Origin of the sequence: Thioclava arctica (assembly GCF_040892615.1) — a bacterium.
Classification (GTDB): Bacteria; Pseudomonadota; Alphaproteobacteria; order Rhodobacterales; family Rhodobacteraceae; genus Thioclava; species Thioclava arctica.
The window spans coordinates 83595-103146 of the sequence record NZ_JBFRYC010000003.1 but is presented as its reverse complement, the minus strand read 5'-3'; the positions used below and the strand labels follow the sequence as shown (position 1 = coordinate 103146).

Below are 19552 nucleotides of genomic sequence, written 5' to 3'. Positions count from 1 at the left end.
CCGCGATTGCGTGCATCTGCAATGATATCCAGCGCCCGATATCCGGCATTGGTGCAAATGACAGCGCCTGCACGTCATGACAGCGCCTTCTGGCGCACCGTTCTGGGCGCGATCATGATCGTCGCGATCTATGTCGGCGCTGGTTGGTTGCTGTTGCTGGTCATGACGCAATCGGTGCCGTCGTTGCGCCTCGTCGGCTTGCTCTCCGAGATCGCAACAGGGTCAAGCCCGCGTGGTTTGGTCATTTTGCTCGCAAGCTTCGCGCCGCTCCTTTTGGGCACGATTTTCGTTGCGCGCTGGTGGCATGGGCGCGCGGCAGGCAGCCTGTTTGGCCCGAACGTTCTGCGCGATCTGCGGGCTGTGCTGCCTTGGCTGCTGATAGTCTCGCTGCTCTGCACCACTCTGGCGCTATTTGATGGTGATGTTGGGCGCTCCACCCGGCTGGGCACATCGCTGCGCTGGGTAGGTCTGGCCCTTCCGTTGCTGGCGGTTCAGATCACGGCCGAAGAGGTGCTGTTTCGCGGCTATCTATTGGCGCAACTGGGGGCGCGATGGCGCTCGCCCTGGATGTGGATGGTGCTGCCCTCGGCGCTGTTTGGCGCGCTGCATTACGATCCGGGTAGTTTTGGGCCAAATGCAATCTGGCTGGCGATCTGGGCCTTTGCCTTTGGCTGCTTTGCCGCCGATCTGACCGCGCGCACAGGTAATATCGGGGCTGCACTGGCGCTGCACCTGGTGAATAATTTCACCAGCATGTTCATCGTCGGTTTTTACGGCGATCTCGACGGGCTGGCTCTCTATACAATTGTGATCAACGCCCGCGATTTTGCGATACTTGCGCCTTGGTTGGCGATTGACGCGCTTATGATTTTCATCGGCTGGCTTATGATCCGGCTGATCTTGCGCGTTTGATTGCAATTCCCGCGCGCTGCGCGTATCTGAGGCGGATGCCAAATCAGCACAGCTCAGGGGCCTGCCGATGAACTGGATCACCAATTATGTCCGCCCGCGGATCGACTCGCTTTTCTCGCGTCGCGATACGCCCGAGAACCTGTGGACGAAATGCCCGGAATGCGGGACCATGCTGTTTCACCGCGAATTGGCGGATAACCTCAATGTCTGCACCAATTGCGACCACCACCTCGCAATCACGCCGCGTGTGCGTTTCAACGCGCTGTTTGACGGCGGAATCTTTGCCGAGGTGAAGGTTCCCGAACCGATCCACGATCCGCTGCATTTCAAAGATCAAAAGAAATATCCCGATCGGATGAAGGCGGCGCAGAAAGCGACTGGCGAAAAAGAGGCGATGCTGGTGGCCGAGGGCGAGATCGGGCGCACGCCCATCGTCGCGGCGGCGCAGGATTTCACCTTCATGGCTGGCTCGATGGGCATGTATGTCGGCAATGCGATTGTCGCGGCTGCCGAACGTGCGGTGCTGCTGAAACGTCCGCTGGTGTTGTTTTCCGCAGCCGGCGGCGCGCGCATGCAAGAGGGGATTCTCTCGCTGATGCAGATGCCGCGCACGACCGTCGCGGTGCAGATGCTCAAAGAGGCTGGCCTGCCCTATATCGTAGTGCTGACCCATCCCACGACCGGCGGGGTCACGGCCTCATATGCGATGCTGGGCGATGTGCAGATCGCCGAGCCCAATGCCCTGATCTGCTTTGCCGGGCCGCGCGTGATCGAACAGACGATCCGCGAGAAACTGCCCGAAGGCTTTCAGCGCGCAGAATACCTGCTTGATCACGGCATGCTGGATCGCGTGACACATCGCATGAAACTGCGCGACGAACTGATCACGATCTTGCGCATGTTGATGGGGATGCCTCCCGCTGTTGCTGGCGATTTGCCGCCACCCGAGCCAATGGATGCTGCGACATCCGCACCAATGCTCGATCCCACGGATGAGACACCGTTCACGCCTTCCTCTTGATCGAAATATCCCGGGGGAGTCGCGCCGCGCGCGACGGGGGCAGCGCCCCCTTTCAGCGTGATCCACGAATATGACAGGTCCGGCCATGTCCGACGCTTCCGATACGATCCTCGCGCGGCTGATGGGCCTGCATCCCAAGGTGATTGATCTCTCGCTGGACCGGATGGAGCGGTTGCTGGCCGCTTTGGGCCATCCCGAACGCCAGATCCCGCCGGTGATTCATATCGCGGGGACCAATGGCAAAGGCTCGACGCAGGCGATGATTCGCGCGGGGCTCGAGGCGGCGGGTAAGCGCGTGCACGCCTATACCTCGCCCCATCTGGCGCGGTTTCACGAACGGATCCGGCTGGCAGGCACGCTGATCTCCGAACCCGATCTGGCAGCGCTTCTTGATGAGGTCGAAGCCGCCAATGACGGTGCACCGATCACCTTTTTCGAGGTCACCACGGCCGCCGCCTTTCTGGCCTTCGCGCGAAGCCCGGCCGATTTTACCTTGCTTGAGGTCGGGCTTGGCGGGCGGCTCGATGCGACCAACGTGATCGACCAGCCCGCGCTGACCATCATCACCCCGGTTTCAATCGACCATCAGCAATTTCTGGGCGAAACCCTGCCCGAAATCGCAGGCGAGAAAGCCGGGATCATCAAGCGCGCCGTGCCGCTTGTCATTGGCCCGCAGCAAGAACTGGCGCTTGAGGTGATCGAGGCCCGCGCCGCGCGATTGGGCGCGCCTGTTCTGGCCTATGCCCAGCAATGGCAGGTCTGGGAGGAGCGCGGGCGGCTAATCTTTCAAGATGAAACCGGCTTGCTCGACCTGCCCTTGCCCAATCTGCCGGGGCCGCATCAGATCCAGAATGCTGGGGCCGCATTGGCCGCGCTGCGCCATCTCGGGGTGGAGGCGTTGGCCTGTGAGGCGGCTGTCACGCGCGCAGAATGGCCTGCCCGGATGCAGCGCTTGCGTCAGGGGCCGCTTGCCCTTTGCGCGCCCAATACCGAGCTATGGCTTGATGGTGGGCATAATCCGGCGGCGGGTGAGATGATCGCCGCGACGCTTGCCAGCATGCCGCGCCGCCCGACCCATCTGATCTGCGGGATGCTCAACACCAAGGATGTGACGGGCTACCTGCGCCCGCTGGCTGCGCATGCCGCGCAGCTTGTCGCCGTGTCGATCCCCGGCGAGGCCAATACACTGAGCGCCGAGGACACGGCTGCGGCGGCAAGCAAGGTCGGTATTGCTGCGTCAACCGCACCCGATGTCGCCGCCGCGTTAGCTGCGATCACCGTGCAAGACCCGCAGGCGCGGGTGCTGATCTGCGGCTCGCTCTATCTGGCAGGTCAAGTGCTGCGCGAGAACGGCTGAAGGCTCTAATACGAGCCGCGCGGCAGCGGTGTCGCGCCGCGATTATAATCGGACCAGTCGTTGATTTCGGGATAGTATTTGCGCCGCCACGCCCGAACGCGCGGGTTCATCCGCCGTCGCCAAAGCGGCGGAATCATCGCAAGCGCGGTCATACCCGGATAGCCGAACGGCAATTGCGGCGCCTCGTCGGAATCATAGGTTTGCAGTAGCGGAAAGCGTCGGTCGGGCTTGTAGTGGTGATCCGAATGGCGCTGTAGATTGATCAAAAGCCAGTTCGACGCGGTATGATCGGCATTCCAGGAATGACGCGGCAGCACGTGCTCATACCGCCCTTCGCCGCGATATTCGCGCGTTAACCCGTAGTGCTCGACATAATTGGTCAGCTCCAGCTGCCAGATCGCGAAAAATGCCTGCAGCGCGAACAGCCCTAACCCCATCCAGCCGCCCACCGCAAAAGCCGCAATCAGCGCCAGCGCCTGCAACGCAGCGTAGCGCCAGAATGGGTTAGAATGATGCCAAAGCGGCCGCCCGGCACGGCGCAGCATCAGCGCATCGGCCTTCCATGCCGAGCCGGGGCACTCGAACAGCACCCGCCAGAAGAAGTGGTGAAACCCCTCGTTATAGCGCGCGCTGACCGCATCGCGCGGCGTGCCGACCCAGAGGTGATGCACCAGCAGATGCTCGGTGCGGAAATGCGAATACAGGACACTTGCCAGCAGAAGATCACCCAGCCAGCGCTCCAGTCTGTTCTTTTGATGCAGCAATTCATGGGCATAAACGATTCCGATCGTCCCCGAGATCACGCCCACACCAAACATCAGCGCCACGATTTCAAAGCCGTTCAGATGCGAACTGCGCGTCACATACCAGATCGTGCCATAGATCACCGCCGCCTGAATCGGGAGCCAGATCATCGTGATCGCGCGATACCAACTCAGTTCGCTCTCGGGCGTCTCGACATCGGGTTGATCCTCGTTGCGCCCCAGAATTTGGTCGAGAAATGTCACCAGCCACCACGCATAGGTCGGCAGCAGGATCAGCGTCCAGCCACCGTAGCGCGCCTCGATCACGGCCAGCGGCACGGTGCCAAGCGACAGCCAGAAGGGCAACGCATGAGAGGGGCTGCGGATTTCGTCGCGGCTGGACATTGGGGCCTCGGAGTTGCAAGCGCGGCCATGATAGCGCGGGAATTTCCTGATACAATCACTCAGGTTGCGGCCAATCAGCGCTTTGCGCCGCGTCCCAGACCTTGCGCATCAGTGTAGGAAGATCACCGGGTGCAAAATCGCCGCCGGGGGTAAAATTTGCGCCCTCTGTGCGGGTCACAAAGACGCGTAGGATCAGATGAAAATGGGTGAAGGTGTGGCGCACCTCGGCATCGGCCTCCTGCCAGTCGGAGCGCAGTGGCGGGGCGGGCGTGGGGGCCTCTGACCACTCCGACCCGGGAAAGCCCAGCATGCCGCCCAGCAGGCCCTTCTCGGGGCGACGTTCCAGCAGAACATCCCCCGCCGCATTCATCGCGACATAGGCGAATCCCAGCCGCGTTGGCTTGGGTTTCTTCGCCAGCTTGCGCGGCAGATCGGCGGCGATGCCCTGCGATTGAGCGTCACAATCCGCAATCAGCGGGCAGATCGCGCAGGCAGGGTTGCGCGGCGTGCAGATCGTCGCGCCCAGATCCATCATTGCTTGGGCGAAATCGCCGGGGCGGGATTGGGGCGTGATCTGCGCGGTCAGATCGGTCAGCTCGGGCTTGGCTGCGGGTAGGGGAGTCTGCACGGCAAACAGGCGCGAGACGACGCGCTCGACATTGCCATCGACGACCGCGACCGGCTCGTCATAGGCAATCGCCGCGATCGCGCCCGCAGTATAGGGGCCGATGCCGGGAAGTTTTTGCAACTCAGCCGCCGTTTGCGGGAACTGACCGTCCATCTCCTGCGCCACCACACGCGCGCATTTCAGCAAGTTGCGCGCGCGGGCGTAATAGCCAAGCCCGGCCCATTCGGCCATCACAGCGCCATCCTCGGCCGCGGCCAGCGCCTCGACGTCAGGCCAACGCGCCGTGAAGCGGCGGAAATAATCGCGCACGGCGGCCACGGTGGTTTGCTGCAACATCACCTCGGAGAGCCAGATGCGATAGGGATCGGGGCGCACGCCCGAGGCGCGGTCCTGCGGCGACACTCGCCACGGCATCACTCGGGCATCGGTATCATACCATTTCAGCAGGCTTTCGCCGATTGCCCCTTTACCGTCACGCAATGTTTATGCTCCCCTCTTGGCCACCGGTTGGCCTGACCCGATGTGCTGCTTACAATGGGGCCGATCAAGAGGAACCTATCGGCAATGAGTGCGAAAGACCCGAAATCCAAGTCAGACCGGCGCATGCGCGGCTTTGAGCCCGCAGGCAAGCTGCTGCGCCAGAGGGTGCGCGCGGCCGGTGAGTCGCGGGGATTCGCGGTGTCGCGCCTGTTGACCCATTGGTCCGAGGTGGTCGGCGAAGAGATTGCCGCCCAGACCCGCCCGGTGAAAATCGGCTATTCCAAGGGCGGATTTGGGGCGACGCTGACGCTGCTGACCACGGGGGCCGCAGCACCAATGGTGCAAATGCAACTGCCCCAGATTCGCGAAAAGGTAAACGCGTGTTACGGCTATAATGCGATCTCGCGCATTTCGCTGACACAGACCGCGCCCATCGGCTTTGCCGAAGGGCAGGCGCAATTCACCCCAGCCCCGAAGCCCAAGCCAAAGGCGATTGATCCGCAAATAATTGAGGCGGCAGCGCGTACGGCAGCGGGATGTGGGGATGCTGATCTTAGATCAGCGCTGGAAACTTTGGCACAAAACGTTCTATCGAGGTCCGCGGAACGGGCCGCGCAGAAGAAAGGCTGATACATGAGCAAAACTCTTACGATCCTTGGCGGCGTTGCCGTTGCAGGCGTTCTTGCAGTGGGTGGCTGGTATGCCTCCCAGCATAGCGAAGCGAGCCTGATCACCGCCGCGCAGGCGCAAGAGGCAACCGCCGACAAAACGGTGCAGACCCTGCCCGATGTCAGCCTTGGCCAAGAGAACGCGCCGGTGACGATCATCGAATACAGCTCGTTCACCTGCCCCCATTGCGCCGATTGGCACACCGAGGAATACCCGACGCTGAAGAAAGACTACATCGACACTGGCAAGGTGAAGTTCATTCAGCGCGAAGTCTATTTCGACATGTTCGGGATTTGGGCTGGCTTGATCGCGCAATGTGGCGGTGACCCGAAATATTACGCGATTTCGGACATGCTGTTCAACAAGCAGCGCGACTGGATCGGGGATGGCAAGCAGCAGACGATCTCGGACAATCTGCACAAGATCGGGCTGCAGGCCGGGCTGACCAATGATCAGGTCACCACCTGCATGAACGATGAAAAGCGCGCCGAGCAACTGGTCGCGACCTTCCAGAAGAATGCTTCGGCGGACAAGATCGACGCAACGCCGACCTTCATCATCAATGGCACGAAATATTCCAATATGGTTTGGTCGGATATGAAGAAGATCATCGACGACGATCTGGCCAAAGCCGCACAGTAAGCGCAGGTTGAGTTTATCGAAAGGCCGGCCCGATTGGGTCGGCCTTTTGCGTTACAGTCCAAGCTTGGCGAGCGCTGCATCCAGCGCATCCGCCACCGAGATTTCCAGCCGCACCGGCAGTGCGAGAACCTTGGGTCGGAATTCGGCCGGTAGGCGCACGGCGTCTTTCTCGGTGGTCACGAGTTGCGCGCCGAGCAGGTTGGCCTCGGCCTCGATCCGGGTCAGCAATCGGGGGGTGAAAGGCTGGTGATCCTCCAGCGCTTCGCTGCGCAGCAATTTTGCGCCCAGCGATTGCAGCGTGGCAAAGAATTTCTCGGGATGGCCAATGCCTGCAAAGGCGAGAACGGGCAAATCCTGCCAATCCATCCCTGTTTGCAGTGGCATCAGCGCGCCCGTCAAATGTGGAATTTTCACGCGCGATTGCCAAGCGGCGGCGAAATCATGCTGCGCAGCATCTGGCCCGATCGAGATCAACAGATCAGCCCGCGCCAACCCGGCATCCACCGGCTCGCGCAAAGGCCCGGCGGGCAAGCAGCGCCCGTTGCCAAACCCCTTTTGCGCATCGACAACGACGATTGACAGATCCTTGCGCAGCGCTGGGTTCTGATGGGCGTCATCCAGCACCACCACCTGTGCCCCCGCCGCCACCGCAGCGCGTGCCCCCGCAGCGCGATCCTTGGCAACCCAAGTCGGCGCAAAGGCTGATAGCAGCAACGGCTCATCCCCGGTTTGATCGGCGCGATGGGTGCGCTCATCGACGCGCACCGGGCCTTGCAAGGTGCCGCCATAACCGCGCGTGACGACATGCGCCGTCACCCCGCGCGCCGCGAGACGTTGCACCAGCCAGATCACCGTGGGCGTTTTTCCGGTGCCACCTGCGTTGATATTGCCAACCGAGATCACCGGCACGTTCAGCACCGCTCCCGGCTGTCGCACCCGGCGCGCGGTGGCTTGTGCATAAAGCGCGCCCAGAGGCGACAAAAGCCGCGCCGTCAGGCCGGGCTTTGTGGGCGCATTGAACCAGAACAGCGGCGCGCCCATCACCGACTGCCTTTCGTGAGGCGCGCTTCCAGCAACGCCGCGATGCCGCCTGCAACGGTTTCAACCGCGCCCGCACCTCCCGATGACACGAGCCACGCGTTATGGGCCAGATGCGCTGCGCGATCAGGGGCGATCAGATCGGCCATCGCATCGGGAAAATCATCTTCGGTGCGAATTCCACGACAGGCATGTGCCACTTCGAGGCGGAGATATTGCGCGCGGTGGCGTCCCAGATGCGGCCCGTGCAACACCGCTGATCCCAAAGCGGCGGCTTCGAGGGGCGCGCGCGGGGCATGCCCCAAACCGCTTAGGGTGCCGCCCATATACGAGAGCGGTGCAAGCCGATACCAAAGCCCATATTCCTGCGCATCATCGGCCACGAAAATCTCGGTCGTGGCTTGCGGCTCACCCTCAAGCGAACGGCGCGTCACCGACCAGCCCTCATCGCTGAGTTGTTGGGCCAAGGCCGGGCCGTCTTGGTCGCGATCAGGCGCAAGCAACAACAACAAGCGATGCGCGTGACGCATGGCATAGCTATGGGCATTCAAAACGGCGCGAAGCTCTTCTCCCGGAACGCTCGTCGCCAGCCAGACCGGGCGCGCGCCGATCGCATCGGCCATGGAAGCGCGCTCGACCTCCGAGCAGGTCAGCGGTTCGGCGGGTTCCACCAATGCGCCCTCACTGACCTCGATGCGCTCTGCGGGTATGCGCCGCTCCAGCGCGCGACGACTGTCGCCATCACGCAGATAAATCCGGCTGAGGCGGCCTAGCAAAGCCGTGATTTTGTCGCCTGACAAAGCTGCTACACCGGTGTCGAATTGCGCATCGGCCAAGGCGATCGGAATGTCGCGCCGAGCGGCCTCGGTAATCAGGGCCGCGGGCAAGACATTGCCCAAAAGCAAGATCATCTCGGGGCGCCAGGCATCAAGAACCAGCTTCACAGAGGCAGGACGATCTTCGGGGGCGGGCAGACACAGTGCGTCTGGGGGCAGCCCCGCATCATCGGGAGGATCGCTTGTCGGGGTCAGCGCAATTTGCAGATCGGGCAGCCGCGCGATCACACGGCGCGCAACGAGCGCAGCCCCCGATCCGGCCCCGGTGCTGTCCCAGATCCACAAAAGTGGCCCGTCAGGCGGTGAGTGGGCCGCTGCGTTGCGCGCACGCGGCCCCGGAGGACGCATCGCAGCGAGGGGGCGCTCGATCCATGACGGAAGGGTGTGGCGCATCCTGCTGCTGGTCCTTATCGGCTCAGTTGCCGAGTTCTTCGGTCGGGGAAACCTCGACCGCTTCGTCGCGCAGACGATGCAGATGCGCAATGAAATAGCGGGTATGCGCGTCATCAACGGTGCTATGCGCGGCACCTTTCCAGGCGGCGTAGGCGCTGGCGTAATTGGGGAAGATCCCGACAATGTCGATTTTCGAGACATCGGTAAATTCGGTGACACTCGGGTTCACCAGCTCACCACCGAAGACAAGGTGAAGACGCTGCGGATCGGCTTTGGACATGCTAACTCCTGTCGGCTTTTGCTGCAGCGCAGAGATTACGCGCTGCCATCGGGGTTCACAAGGCGCTGGCCCATTGTGCACGAAGCCGTTACCGCGCCAATCCCTGATCGGCCAGATACTGTGCGCCTTTGCGCAGCCCCGCCTCGTCATTCACCTCCAAGATCAGGCGTGGCATTTTGGGCAGCCGCCCGAGGGCTGCAAATACCGCATGCCACGCGATCGAGCCCTCGCCCGGATGCCAATGGCGGTCCCCATACCCGTCGACATCTTGCAAATGCACATGCTGCAACGCAGCCCCCGCCGCATTGACAAAGACATCTACTGGGGGCGCGCCCAAACGCCGATGCATGAACTGCGCATGTCCGGTATCCAGTGAGACTTTAACAATCTTGCTATCAAGCGCCGCAGCCAGATCGACACGCAGGCGCGGTGTCAGATCCTCGACATTCTCGATCACCAAAGTCACGCCCAGATCGCGGGCCTGCGCGATCACCGGTGTCAGAATGTAGCGCACGCGTTCAATCTGCATGAAACCTTTCGAGGGATTCGCATCCAGATCGCTTTCCTTCCACATCGTGTAGGGCGAATGGATCACCATCTGATCGGCCCCAAGTTCGGCGCAGATATCAAGCGTGCGCAGCATCCGCGTGCGGATCACCTCGACAATCGCGGGATCGGTGCAATCGATGTTGAAACCCGAAAAGGGCCCGTGCAGCCCCAGCCGCCCACGATAGCCCGCCAGCAATTCTTTGGCGCGCGCCACCATTTTCACAAAGTCCGCCTCGGGCGTGTTGGGCCAGCAAAAGCTTTGCAGTTCCAGATCGCGATGATCGGCCAAAATCCAGTCTTGATGATGGGCCAGCATATCAAGGCTCAGCGCTGCGCCCAGCAATGGCAGGTCTTTGGTCATGGGTGTTCTCCTCTTGCGAAGGATGCTTGCGCAAGCATGAGGGCTTTTCAATCCCGCAAACGCGCTATATCGCACCGTCATGAGACGTACATTGCCCGAGATCTACGATGCGAAACTGGCCGAAGGGGCGCTGAACCCTGATCCGGCCCAACGCGCCGTTCTGCCAATTCTCGAAGATATTCGCACCAAGCTTGAAGCGGCCCCAGAGCCACGCAAACGCGGGTTTTTCTCGCGCAAGGCAGCCCCTGTCGAAGGGGTGCGGGGGCTGTATTTCTGGGGTGGCGTCGGGCGCGGCAAGTCGATGCTGATGGATATGTTCTTCGGGGCGACTGACGTGCCCAAGCGCCGGGTGCATTTCCATGCTTTCATGCAGGAAATTCAGGGCAAGTTGGAAGATGCGCGCCGCGCGAATACGGTCGATGCAATGCGCCCGGTGGCCGAAGAGGTGGCCGGGTCGCTGCGCCTGCTGTGTTTTGATGAGATGCAGATCACCGATATTGCCGATGCGATGATCGTGGGGCGCTTTTTCGAGGCGCTGTTCGAGCGCGGTGTAACGATTGTGACCACGTCAAATCGCTTGCCAGAGGACCTGTATAAGAACGGTCTCAACCGCCAGCTTTTCCTGCCCTTCATCGCGCTGATCCGCGACAAGCTGCAAGTCTATGAGCTGGCATCCGATACCGATTACCGCCAGCATCGCCTGTCAGGGGAAGAGGTCTATTTCCACCCCGTCGGGCGCGAGGCGCGCGCGCGGATGGATGCGCTTTGGGACGATTTGTCTGGCCATGACCTCACCCACAAGCTGGAACTGACGGTCAAGGGCCGCAACGTCGTGCTGCCCCATTTCCATGCCGGCGTAGCGCGGGCGTCTTTCTGGGATCTTTGCGCGGTGGCATTGGGCCCGGCAGATTATCTCGCCATTTCCGAGGCCGTGCGGGTTCTGCTGCTGGATGATATCCCGCTGCTTTCGGCATCGAATTTCAACGAGGCAAAGCGGTTCGTGACGCTTATCGACGCTTTGTATGAGGCGAAAGTGCGGCTGATCTGCTCGGCGGCGGATGTGCCCGAACGGCTGTATGTCGAGGGCGAAGGCACGTTTGAGTTTGAACGCACCGCCAGCCGCCTGCGCGAGATGCAGGCGGCCGATTGGGCGCAAGAGGCGTAAGGGCCGCGGGTGTCTCGACGCGGCCCTTGATTGCAACTCTCAGATCGCGGCGGCGAGGCGTGTGCCTTGATCAATCGCGCGCTTGGCGTCGAGTTCGGCGGCAACATCCGCGCCGCCGATGACATGGGGCGACCGGCCCGCTTCGATCAACGCATCGGCAAGGCTGCGCTCGGTCAACTGTCCGGCACATAGCACCACGGTATCCGCAGCGATCACACCGGGGTTTTCGCGCGCCTCACCATAGCTGACATGCAGGCCCTCATCGGTGATGCGCTCGTAATTCACACCGCCGATCATCTGCACATTCTTCATCTGCAGCGCGGCGCGATGGATCCAGCCCGTCGTCTTGCCCAGACGACGCCCCAGCTTCTCGCGCTTGCGTTGCAACAGGGTGACAGCGCGTGTGGGCGGTTCGGGATGAGGCTCGGCCAGCCCGCCCGGTGTTTGTGCCGGATCGCCCACGCCCCATTCGCGCTTCCACTCCTCCAGATCGAGCGTCGGGCTGTCATCGACCGTCAGGAACTCAGCCACGTCAAAGCCGATCCCGCCCGCGCCGATGATGGCGACGCGTGGCCCGGCTTTCACGCGGCCTTTCAGGATGTCGATATAGGACACCACTTGCCCGCCCTCGACCGGAATCTCGGGATCACGCGGGCGCACGCCGGTGGCGATGATCACCTCGTCAAAATCGGTTAGCGCCTCGACGGTGGCTTCCGTGTTGAGCCGCAGCGTGACACCGGTCTTGTCCACCATCGTGGCGAACCAATTGGTGAGGCCGTGGAATTCCTCTTTGCCCGGCACCACGCGCGCCATCGTCAGCTGCCCGCCGATCTCATTTGCGCGATCAAATAGCGTGACCTTATGTCCGCGCTGCGCCGCCGTGATCGCGGCGGACAGGCCCGCAGGCCCGGCGCCAACCACGGCAATTGTCTTGGGGCTGGCGGTGGGGGTAATCACGATCTCGGTCTCATGGCCCGCGCGCGGATTCACGAGGCAGGACGACACTTTGCCTTGGAACGTATGATCCAGACAGGCCTGATTGCACGCGATACAGGGCGCGATTTCGGCGGCGCGTCCCGCTTGCGCTTTATTGACGAAATCGGGATCGGCCAAGAACGGTCGCGCCATCGAGATCATGTCGGCGCTGCCGCCGGCCAAGACCTCTTCGGCGACGCCGGGCGTGTTGATCCGGTTCGAGGTGATCACCGGGATCGAGACTTCGGGGCGCAAGCGACCGGTCAGCCACGTGAACGCCGCGCGCGGCACCGAGGTGGCGATGGTGGGCACGCGCGCCTCATGCCAGCCGATGCCGGTATTAAGCATACTCGCCCCCGCCGCCTCGATCGCCTTGGCCAGCGTCACGACCTCGTCCCAGGTCGAGCCGTCGGGCACCAGATCAATCAGCGAAATGCGGAAAATCACGATGAAATCCTCGCCAACAGCGGCGCGCACGCGTTTCATCACCTCGACGGGCAGACGCATCCGGTTCTCAAAGCTGCCGCCCCAGTCATCCGTGCGCTTGTTGGTGTGGCGCACAAGGAACTGGTTGAGGAAATAGCCCTCAGACCCCATGATCTCGACGCCGTCATAGCCGGCCTCGCGCGCCCGCGCGGCGGCTGTTGCGATATCGGTGATCTGTTTTTCGATCCCGGCTGCGTCCAACTCCTTGGGCGGAAACGGCGAAATCGGTGATTTGATCGCCGAAGGGGCGACGCATTCGGGCCCATAGGCATAGCGCCCGGCATGCAAGATCTGCATCGCGATGCGCCCGCCCGCCGCGTGCACGCGCTCGGTGATGATCTTGTGATGGGCGATGTCATCAGAGGTGAACAGGCCCGCCGCTCCGGGAAACACGCCCCCCTCGCTATTGGGGGCCATGCCGCCGGTGACCATCAGGGCGACACCGCCGCGCGCGCGCTCGGCGTAGAATTCCGCCACCGCGTTCCAGTCGCCGCGCTCTTCAAGATTGGTGTGCATGGAACCCATCAGGACCCGGTTGGGCAGGGTCACATGCCCCAGATCGAGCGGCGCGAAAAGATGCGGAAACTGGCTCATGTCGTCCTCCCATAACCTGCGCGTCACTGTGAAAGCGCACCGCGATCTTGTCACGCCAAACGCGGCGTCACGCTGCTTTTCGGGTGTGATTGCGCGCATGTGAGCGTTGGTAAAAAGGCGGCTGCGCCTGCCGGTGGGATGTTTCGCGCAAGGGCGGCTATCGTTTCGCAACAGTAACCAACGTGTGACAATACCGCGGTATTGTCCCCCCTTGGCCCCATTTGCGCCCGAATTGGGGGCCAGAACTGTTCCCGAACAAGCAATAAGCCGAGACCGAAAAGGTGCGCATATGGATCGCCTGACTGAAATGGAAGCCTTCGCGATGGTCGTGGATCAGGGGGGGTTCACCGATGCCGCGAAAAAGCTGGGTATTTCCAAATCCGCTGTTTCGAAGCATGTTTCGGCACTAGAGGCGCGACTTGGGGCGCGGCTTCTCAATCGCACGACGCGCCGCGTGAGCCCGACCGAAATTGGGCTGGCCTATTATGACCGGGCACGCCGTGTACTCAATGATGCAGGCGAGGCGGATGCGCTGGTAACCTCAATGCAACTGGCGCCTTCGGGGGTGTTGCGCATTTCGGTCGCGACCGATTTCGGGGTCAATCTGCTCTCTCCTGTTCTGGGGGAGTTCTTGCAGGAGTTTCCCGAGATTACCGTGAACATGGTGCTCAATAACCGCTATGTTGAACTGATCTCGGAAGGGTTCGACATGGCGATCCGGGTGGGCGAGCTGGAAGATAGCAGCCTGCGCGCGCGCAAACTGACCGAGACCTCGCGCCGTATGATCGCCTCGCCGGGCTATTTCCAACGCTATGGTCGCCCGCAAAAGATCGACGATCTCAATGAACACAAGTTGCTACATTATTCCAACCAATCGGCTGGTAATGTCTGGAAGCTGACCGCGCCCTCGGGCGAGCGGCGTCAGGTGCGCTCCAATGGCTGGCTGACGGTCAATGACGGGCAGTCGCTGTTGCATGCCGCGATCGCGGGGCTTGGCATCGCCTATCTGCCGTCTTTCCTATACGCCGAGGCGCTCAAGGATGGTCTTGTCAAAGAGGCCATGCCCGAATTGCCGATGGAAACGCTGGGCATTTACGCGGTCTATCCGCCGGGCCGCTTTACCCAGCCGAAAGTGCGAGCTTTCATTGATTTCCTTGCCAACACTTTTGAGAAACGTGGCCCGGACAACTGGTAAGCTTTCCCTCCCACAGTGCTTTCTATCCGTCGGACGCTGTCACATTTGGGTCGAGGTGAGAACCACTTCGACCCGCCTGTTTTTCTCACGGCCCTCTTTCGTCAGATTGCTGGCGCGCGGAGCCAGATAGCCTGCCCCTTCGGCGCTGATCTGGGCCGGGTTGGCGGCAAAATCGGCAATGAGTTTAGCGCGCACGGTCGTTGCGCGGCGTTTGGACAGCGCGATATTGGCCGCCAAGGAGCCGACCGCATCGGTATGTCCGACCAGAACCACCTGCGCTTTGGGATGGTCCGACAGATAGCTGGCCAAGTCTTTGAGCGAGGCATACTCGCGCGAGCCCAGCGCCACTTCACCGCTGGCAAAGTCCAAATCATCCAGTGCGACCGAGCCTTGCGATTCCAACTGTGCCGCAAAGACAGATGGTGAGAGGGCCGTGGCTGCCGCACTGCCGGGCAGTGGCGCGGATTGTTGCGGGATCGCGAGCGGATTGTCGGGCACAATCGGGGTAACGTCTTGCACGCTCATCGTCGTGATCTGGACAAAGCCCGATTCCGAGCTGCGCGAGACCGTGATCGCCACGTAGTCATTGCCCTTATGTGCCGCGAAATAGCGAAAATCGCCCAGATCGACATGCATTGCGGGCTCGGGCAGCAAATCAAGTGCGTAGCGAAAATCAAACCCGCCGCAGGCCTCGGTGTCGCATTCATAGAGCATCGTATAGCCCGCCTGAGCAAGCTGTTCGCGCAGCGTGGCAAGCAATTGCAGCGTGGTATTCTGGTTCGCGCGCAGCCGCCAAGCGGTGTCGCTGCGCGCGCCTTCCAGCGCCAGCGTCTGCATCGAATCGCCCTTCCACGGCCCCACAGCCAGCGCATAGCTGGTGGCAGGACTTGATTCTTGGTCCGCTTGAATGGCGCCAGCGGGCAGGGTCAGGTTGAGCGGCTCTGCCAGCGCAGGTGCGCCGCTTAGGGCCAACATCAAGACGAAAGCCGCGCCTCTCATTTTCCGCCCTCCCGGCGATAGTGATAGCCCGCACGTTGCGTCATCCCGAGGCTTTGCGCCAGCGCGTTCGAGGCGTCATTGGCATGGGTGACAAGCATTTCAAACCGGCTGGCCCCCTGCGCCAAAGCCCAGCGCGCGCCCTCATGCACCATCACGCGCGCCAGCCCGCTGCGCCGAAATTGCGGTGCGACCGCGAGCGCGTGCAACATCGCCGTGCCTTCGTGCATCGCGACAAAGGCGACCCCGGCGGCGCGATCTTGTTTGCGGCCCAGCACACAGACCTTCGGCCCTGTCACCCGGTCCATGATCGCTTGGCGTTCGGGGCCGACCTCCAACTCGCTCCAAAGATCGCGCGCGATTTGCAGCGGCGGCCAATGCGCGAACGCCGTAACAGGGGGCACCTCTCCCTGCATCTGCGCGATCGGGGCGGACCACAGAAAGACCGGGTCATAGGCAATATACCCCCGAGCCTCGAGCGCTGCATCCAGCGCGCTGTCCTCGGGGCGGATCATGAAGCGTGGGGTCTGGCCCAAGGCGCGATGCGCGGCCTCGGCAGCGGCTATGTCGGCGTCACCGAACGGAGCAATCAGCGTGGCGCAACTCACCCGTGAGCCGCCGCCTTGCCCCTCGCGAATCAAGAAGCCGCCCGCAACTTGCGTCGCTGCCGCAGGCCAAGTGGCGTCAATGATGGTGCTTGGGATGGTGCTTGGGTCCTTGCTCATTGCCCCTCCGGAAAGGCTGATTTCAGTGCGCCAAGCCCGGCCTCAACCTGCGCGGGCTCCTGTCCGCGCACCACGAGATTAGTGCCATAGCGCCCCTCTTGCACAAAGGGATAGGAACCGAAGGAAAGATCGCCGAACTGTCCTGCAATCGCGCGCAGCTCATCGGCCACTGTCGATTCCGCCTCCATCACCTGCCAGTTGCGCGAGATCACGGGCGCCCCTCCGGTCAGGCGCGGCAGCAGACCTGTAACCATTGCCTGAAAGATATTGGGCACGCCTGCCATCACATGCACATTGTCACAGGAGAACCCGGGCGCGACCGAAACCGGGTTGTCGATCAGCGTCGCGCCATCGGGAATGCGCGCCATGCGCAGGCGTGCGGCGGTGAATTCAGTATCGCGCGCGGCGTAATGCTTGGCCAAGAGCGCACGCGCATCGTCGCGCACATCCAGCCCGACGCCCATCGCCTCGGCCACCGCATCGGCGGTGATATCGTCATGCGTTGGGCCAATGCCGCCACTGGTGAATACATGATCGAACCGCTTTGACAGCGCGCGCACCGCCTCGATGATTCCGGCGTGGTCATCGGGAATGACGCGGATTTCGCGGCAATCAATACCGTGTTCCACCAGCTTGCTGGCAAGAAAATGGGCATTGCCTTCGCGGGTGCGCCCGGACAAGATTTCGTCTCCGATAATCAAGATTGCGGCGGTGGGATTGGGCATGGATTGGCCTCCTTTTGCCTTGGTATAGGGCGCAGCCCCTGCGCGGGAAAGGCCGGGCACTGGCCAAGCGGTGTAATTGTGACTATCTAAAGCGCAAAAGCGTTAGGAGTAGAGCCTTGGACAATAGCCACGGCCGTGTGACCAAAGACGGCATTCGCATTTACGACCAAAATGATTTCGAGGGAATGCGTGCCTCGAGCCAGGTCACGGCCCAGATCCTTGACGAGGTCGCCGATCTCGTGAAGCCCGGCGTGTCGACCGGCGAGTTGGATGCGTTTATCGAAAAGCGCGTCGGCGAGATGGGTGCGACCTCGGCCACGATTGGCTATCGCGGCTATCGCCACGCAAGCTGCATCTCGATTAACCACGTCGTTTGTCACGGCATCCCCAGTGACAAGCGCCTTAAAGACGGTGATATCGTCAATATCGACGTGACTGTGATTTTGAACGGCTGGTTTGGCGACAGCTCGCGGATGTATGTGGCGGGCACTTTGTCGCGCAAGGCCGAACGGCTGATTCAGGTCACGCATGATGCGCTGATGATCGGGATTGAGCAGGTCAAGCCGGGCAATACCTTTGGCGATATCGGCCATGCGATTCAGAAATTTGTCGAGGGTCACCGGATGTCGGTGGTGCGCGATTTCTGCGGTCACGGCGTGGGCGAAGTATTTCATTCCCCGCCAAACGTGCTGCATTACGGGCGCGCGGGATCTGGGCCGATGCTGGAAGAGGGCATGATCTTTACGATCGAGCCAATGGTCAATCTGGGTCGCCCTGAAACCAAGGTTCTGGCCGATGACTGGACAGCGGTGACGCGGGACAAATCGCTGAGCGCGCAGTTTGAGCATTCGGTGGGCGTCACGGCGGATGGGGTGGATATTTTCACACTCTCACCGGCAGGGCGTTTCCATCCGACTTGGCGCTAAGCTATGCGGCCACTGGACCTGCGCCAATACCCGCATTAGGTCAGTAACCAGACCGAAGGAGAGCGCGATGAAACCTTCCCTGACCCTTTATCTGGCGGCCCCGCGCGGGTTTTGCGCGGGCGTGGACCGGGCGATCAAGATCGTCGAGATGGCGCTCGAAAAATGGGGCGCGCCGGTCTATGTGCGCCATGAGATCGTGCATAACAAATATGTCGTTGATACGTTGCGCAACAAAGGCGCGGTGTTTGTCGAAGAGCTGGACGAATGCCCGACGGATCGGCCGGTGATTTTCTCGGCTCATGGGGTGCCCAAATCCGTGCCCGCCGAGGCTGAGCGGCGCGAGATGATCTATGTTGATGCGACCTGCCCGCTGGTGAGTAAGGTGCACAAAGAAGCCGAGCGGCACTCGGATAATGGTCATCAGATGGTGATGATCGGTCATGCCGGTCACCCCGAAGTGCTGGGCACAATGGGGCAACTGGCCGAGGGCGAAGTGCTGCTGGTCGAAACGATCGAGGACGTGGCAAAGATTACGCCGCGCGATCCCGATCAGTTGGCCTTCATCACCCAAACCACCTTGTCGGTCGATGATACGGCGGCCATCGTGGCGGCTTTGCAAGACCGGTTTCCCGCGATTGTCGGGCCCGCGAAAGAAGACATCTGCTATGCCACGACGAACCGTCAGGCCTCGGTCAAGGCGATGGCGGGGCAGATTGATGCGCTGCTGGTGATTGGCGCGCCTAATTCGTCCAATTCGCGCCGTCTGGTCGAGGTCGGGCGCGCGGCGGGCTGTGGCTATGCGCAGCTCGTGCAGCGCGCTGATGATATCGACTGGCGTGCCATTGCAGGCGCCAAGGCGGTGGGCGTAACAGCCGGGGCGAGCGCGCCCGAGGTGCTGATCGACGAGGTGATAGTGGCCTTTCGCGACCGCTATGACCTGACCGTCGATCAGATCGAGACCGCACGCGAAGATATCGAGTTCAAAGTGCCGCGCGTGCTGCGCGAGACCGCGTGATGCGCGCGATCGGACCGCGCATTCCGGGGCTGGCGCTGATGCTGGGCGTCGCCGGGCTGATCCCCTTTGTCTGGGGCGTGTTGGTGGTGCAGACCGGCGCGCTGCTACCGCCGGGCATGGTCGATCCGCGCGTGGCGGTGCTGGGCTATGCGCTGATGATCTATTGCTTTATGGCGGGCTGTCTTTGGGGCTTTGCCGCCAAGGCCGAGTGGTCCGCGGGCTATGCGATTTCCATCGCGCCGATCCTGATCTTTATCCTGCTGGCCGTGCTGGGGATGCCGATCAACTTTGTCCTGTTGATCGGGTTTATCTTGTTGCTACCGCTTGATTATGTTTTTGCCCGCAGCGGGCTGGCCCCTGGCTGGTGGATGAAGTTGCGCCTTGGGCTGACGGTGGTGGTCGTGGCCTGTCTGGTGGCCTTGGTAAGGACCTGAAT

The 19552-nt window shown here is 61.8% G+C and carries 20 protein-coding genes; 10 read left to right on the top strand and 10 right to left on the bottom strand.

All coding sequences use genetic code 11. The features are described 5' to 3' along the window. Positions 1 to 57 precede the first annotated feature (57 nt). The 3 genes from AB4874_RS06030 to AB4874_RS06020 all read left to right on the top strand — a co-directional run bounded on the left by AB4874_RS06030 (position 58) and on the right by AB4874_RS06020 (position 3290). Positions 58 to 912 (top strand): CPBP family intramembrane glutamic endopeptidase, encoded by an 855-nt coding sequence (locus AB4874_RS06030; RefSeq protein ID WP_368391305.1) that lies wholly within the window; start codon positions 58 to 60, stop codon positions 910 to 912. A gap of 67 nt (positions 913 to 979) precedes the next feature. After that, positions 980 to 1933 (top strand): acetyl-CoA carboxylase, carboxyltransferase subunit beta, encoded by a 954-nt coding sequence (gene accD / locus AB4874_RS06025; RefSeq protein WP_368391304.1) that lies wholly within the window; start codon positions 980 to 982, stop codon positions 1931 to 1933. Positions 1934 to 2018: 85 nt separating this feature from the next. Further along, positions 2019 to 3290 (top strand): bifunctional folylpolyglutamate synthase/dihydrofolate synthase, encoded by a 1272-nt coding sequence (locus AB4874_RS06020; protein ID WP_368391303.1) that lies wholly within the window; start codon positions 2019 to 2021, stop codon positions 3288 to 3290. 5 nt (positions 3291 to 3295) lie between these two features. Here AB4874_RS06020 and AB4874_RS06015 read toward each other — a convergent pair whose 3' ends face one another. After that, positions 3296 to 4438, bottom strand: a complete 1143-nt coding sequence (locus AB4874_RS06015; RefSeq protein WP_368391302.1) for an alkane 1-monooxygenase — start codon at positions 4436 to 4438, stop codon at positions 3296 to 3298. Between the two features lie 55 nt (positions 4439 to 4493). Beyond that, positions 4494 to 5480 carry an A/G-specific adenine glycosylase gene (gene mutY / locus AB4874_RS06010; RefSeq protein ID WP_438273456.1) on the bottom strand — a complete coding sequence of 329 codons (987 nt, stop codon included), beginning with the start codon at positions 5478 to 5480 and terminating at the stop codon, positions 4494 to 4496. A gap of 150 nt (positions 5481 to 5630) precedes the next feature. Here mutY and AB4874_RS06005 point away from each other — a divergent pair, with 150 nt between their 5' ends. Continuing rightward, positions 5631 to 6176, top strand: a complete 546-nt coding sequence (locus AB4874_RS06005; protein WP_368391300.1) for a DUF721 domain-containing protein — start codon at positions 5631 to 5633, stop codon at positions 6174 to 6176. 3 nt (positions 6177 to 6179) lie between these two features. Next, positions 6180 to 6857: a DsbA family protein gene (locus AB4874_RS06000; RefSeq protein ID WP_368391299.1), complete on the top strand. Its 678-nt coding sequence runs from the start codon at positions 6180 to 6182 to the stop codon at positions 6855 to 6857. A gap of 51 nt (positions 6858 to 6908) precedes the next feature. Here the strand turns inward: AB4874_RS06000 and lpxK are convergent, their stop codons facing one another. From lpxK to AB4874_RS05980, 4 genes are all read right to left on the bottom strand, one after another. Then, positions 6909 to 7898 carry a tetraacyldisaccharide 4'-kinase gene (gene lpxK, locus AB4874_RS05995; RefSeq protein WP_368391298.1) on the bottom strand — a complete coding sequence of 330 codons (990 nt, stop codon included), beginning with the start codon at positions 7896 to 7898 and terminating at the stop codon, positions 6909 to 6911. Then, complete coding sequence (locus AB4874_RS05990) at positions 7898 to 9124, bottom strand: 3-deoxy-D-manno-octulosonic acid transferase (protein ID WP_368391297.1); 1227 nt, start codon at positions 9122 to 9124, stop codon at positions 7898 to 7900. Before AB4874_RS05990 ends, lpxK begins: the two co-directional genes overlap by 1 nt. A gap of 22 nt (positions 9125 to 9146) precedes the next feature. Further along, complete coding sequence (locus tag AB4874_RS05985; protein WP_295531018.1) at positions 9147 to 9404, bottom strand: DUF4170 domain-containing protein; 258 nt, start codon at positions 9402 to 9404, stop codon at positions 9147 to 9149. A gap of 88 nt (positions 9405 to 9492) precedes the next feature. Continuing rightward, entirely contained in the window at positions 9493 to 10314 is an 822-nt protein-coding gene (locus AB4874_RS05980; protein ID WP_368391296.1) for a sugar phosphate isomerase/epimerase family protein, read from the bottom strand. Positions 10315 to 10393: 79 nt separating this feature from the next. Here AB4874_RS05980 and zapE point away from each other — a divergent pair, with 79 nt between their 5' ends. After that, entirely contained in the window at positions 10394 to 11479 is a 1086-nt protein-coding gene (zapE, locus tag AB4874_RS05975) for a cell division protein ZapE (protein ID WP_368391295.1), read from the top strand. Positions 11480 to 11518: 39 nt separating this feature from the next. Here the strand turns inward: zapE and AB4874_RS05970 are convergent, their stop codons facing one another. After that, positions 11519 to 13534, bottom strand: a complete 2016-nt coding sequence (locus tag AB4874_RS05970; protein ID WP_368391294.1) for an FAD-dependent oxidoreductase — start codon at positions 13532 to 13534, stop codon at positions 11519 to 11521. Between the two features lie 289 nt (positions 13535 to 13823). On the opposite strand from AB4874_RS05970, the gene AB4874_RS05965 reads away from it, so the two are divergent. Next, positions 13824 to 14729: a LysR family transcriptional regulator gene (locus tag AB4874_RS05965; RefSeq protein WP_295531026.1), complete on the top strand. Its 906-nt coding sequence runs from the start codon at positions 13824 to 13826 to the stop codon at positions 14727 to 14729. A 39-nt stretch (positions 14730 to 14768) separates the two neighbouring features. Here the strand turns inward: AB4874_RS05965 and AB4874_RS05960 are convergent, their stop codons facing one another. The 3 genes from AB4874_RS05960 to AB4874_RS05950 are packed head-to-tail and all read right to left on the bottom strand — an operon-like array spanning position 14769 to position 17175. Then, on the bottom strand, positions 14769 to 15728 hold the full coding sequence (locus AB4874_RS05960) for an OmpA family protein (RefSeq protein ID WP_368391293.1): 960 nt from the start codon (positions 15726 to 15728) through the stop codon (positions 14769 to 14771). Beyond that, positions 15725 to 16450: a GNAT family N-acetyltransferase gene (locus AB4874_RS05955; protein WP_368391292.1), complete on the bottom strand. Its 726-nt coding sequence runs from the start codon at positions 16448 to 16450 to the stop codon at positions 15725 to 15727. Before AB4874_RS05955 ends, AB4874_RS05960 begins: the two co-directional genes overlap by 4 nt. Beyond that, a complete protein-coding gene (locus AB4874_RS05950) occupies positions 16447 to 17175 on the bottom strand; it encodes a competence/damage-inducible protein A (RefSeq protein ID WP_368391291.1) in 729 nt (242 codons plus the stop codon). Before AB4874_RS05950 ends, AB4874_RS05955 begins: the two co-directional genes overlap by 4 nt. Before the next feature lie 116 nt (positions 17176 to 17291). Between AB4874_RS05950 and map the strand changes: the two genes are divergently transcribed. From map to AB4874_RS05935, 3 genes are all read left to right on the top strand, one after another. Continuing rightward, positions 17292 to 18101, top strand: a complete 810-nt coding sequence (map, locus tag AB4874_RS05945) for a type I methionyl aminopeptidase (protein ID WP_295531033.1) — start codon at positions 17292 to 17294, stop codon at positions 18099 to 18101. Between the two features lie 67 nt (positions 18102 to 18168). Continuing rightward, positions 18169 to 19116 carry a 4-hydroxy-3-methylbut-2-enyl diphosphate reductase gene (gene ispH, locus AB4874_RS05940; protein WP_295531035.1) on the top strand — a complete coding sequence of 316 codons (948 nt, stop codon included), beginning with the start codon at positions 18169 to 18171 and terminating at the stop codon, positions 19114 to 19116. Then, entirely contained in the window at positions 19116 to 19550 is a 435-nt protein-coding gene (locus tag AB4874_RS05935) for a DUF3429 domain-containing protein (RefSeq protein ID WP_368391290.1), read from the top strand. Before ispH ends, AB4874_RS05935 begins: the two co-directional genes overlap by 1 nt. The last annotated feature ends 2 nt before the right edge of the window (positions 19551 to 19552 follow it).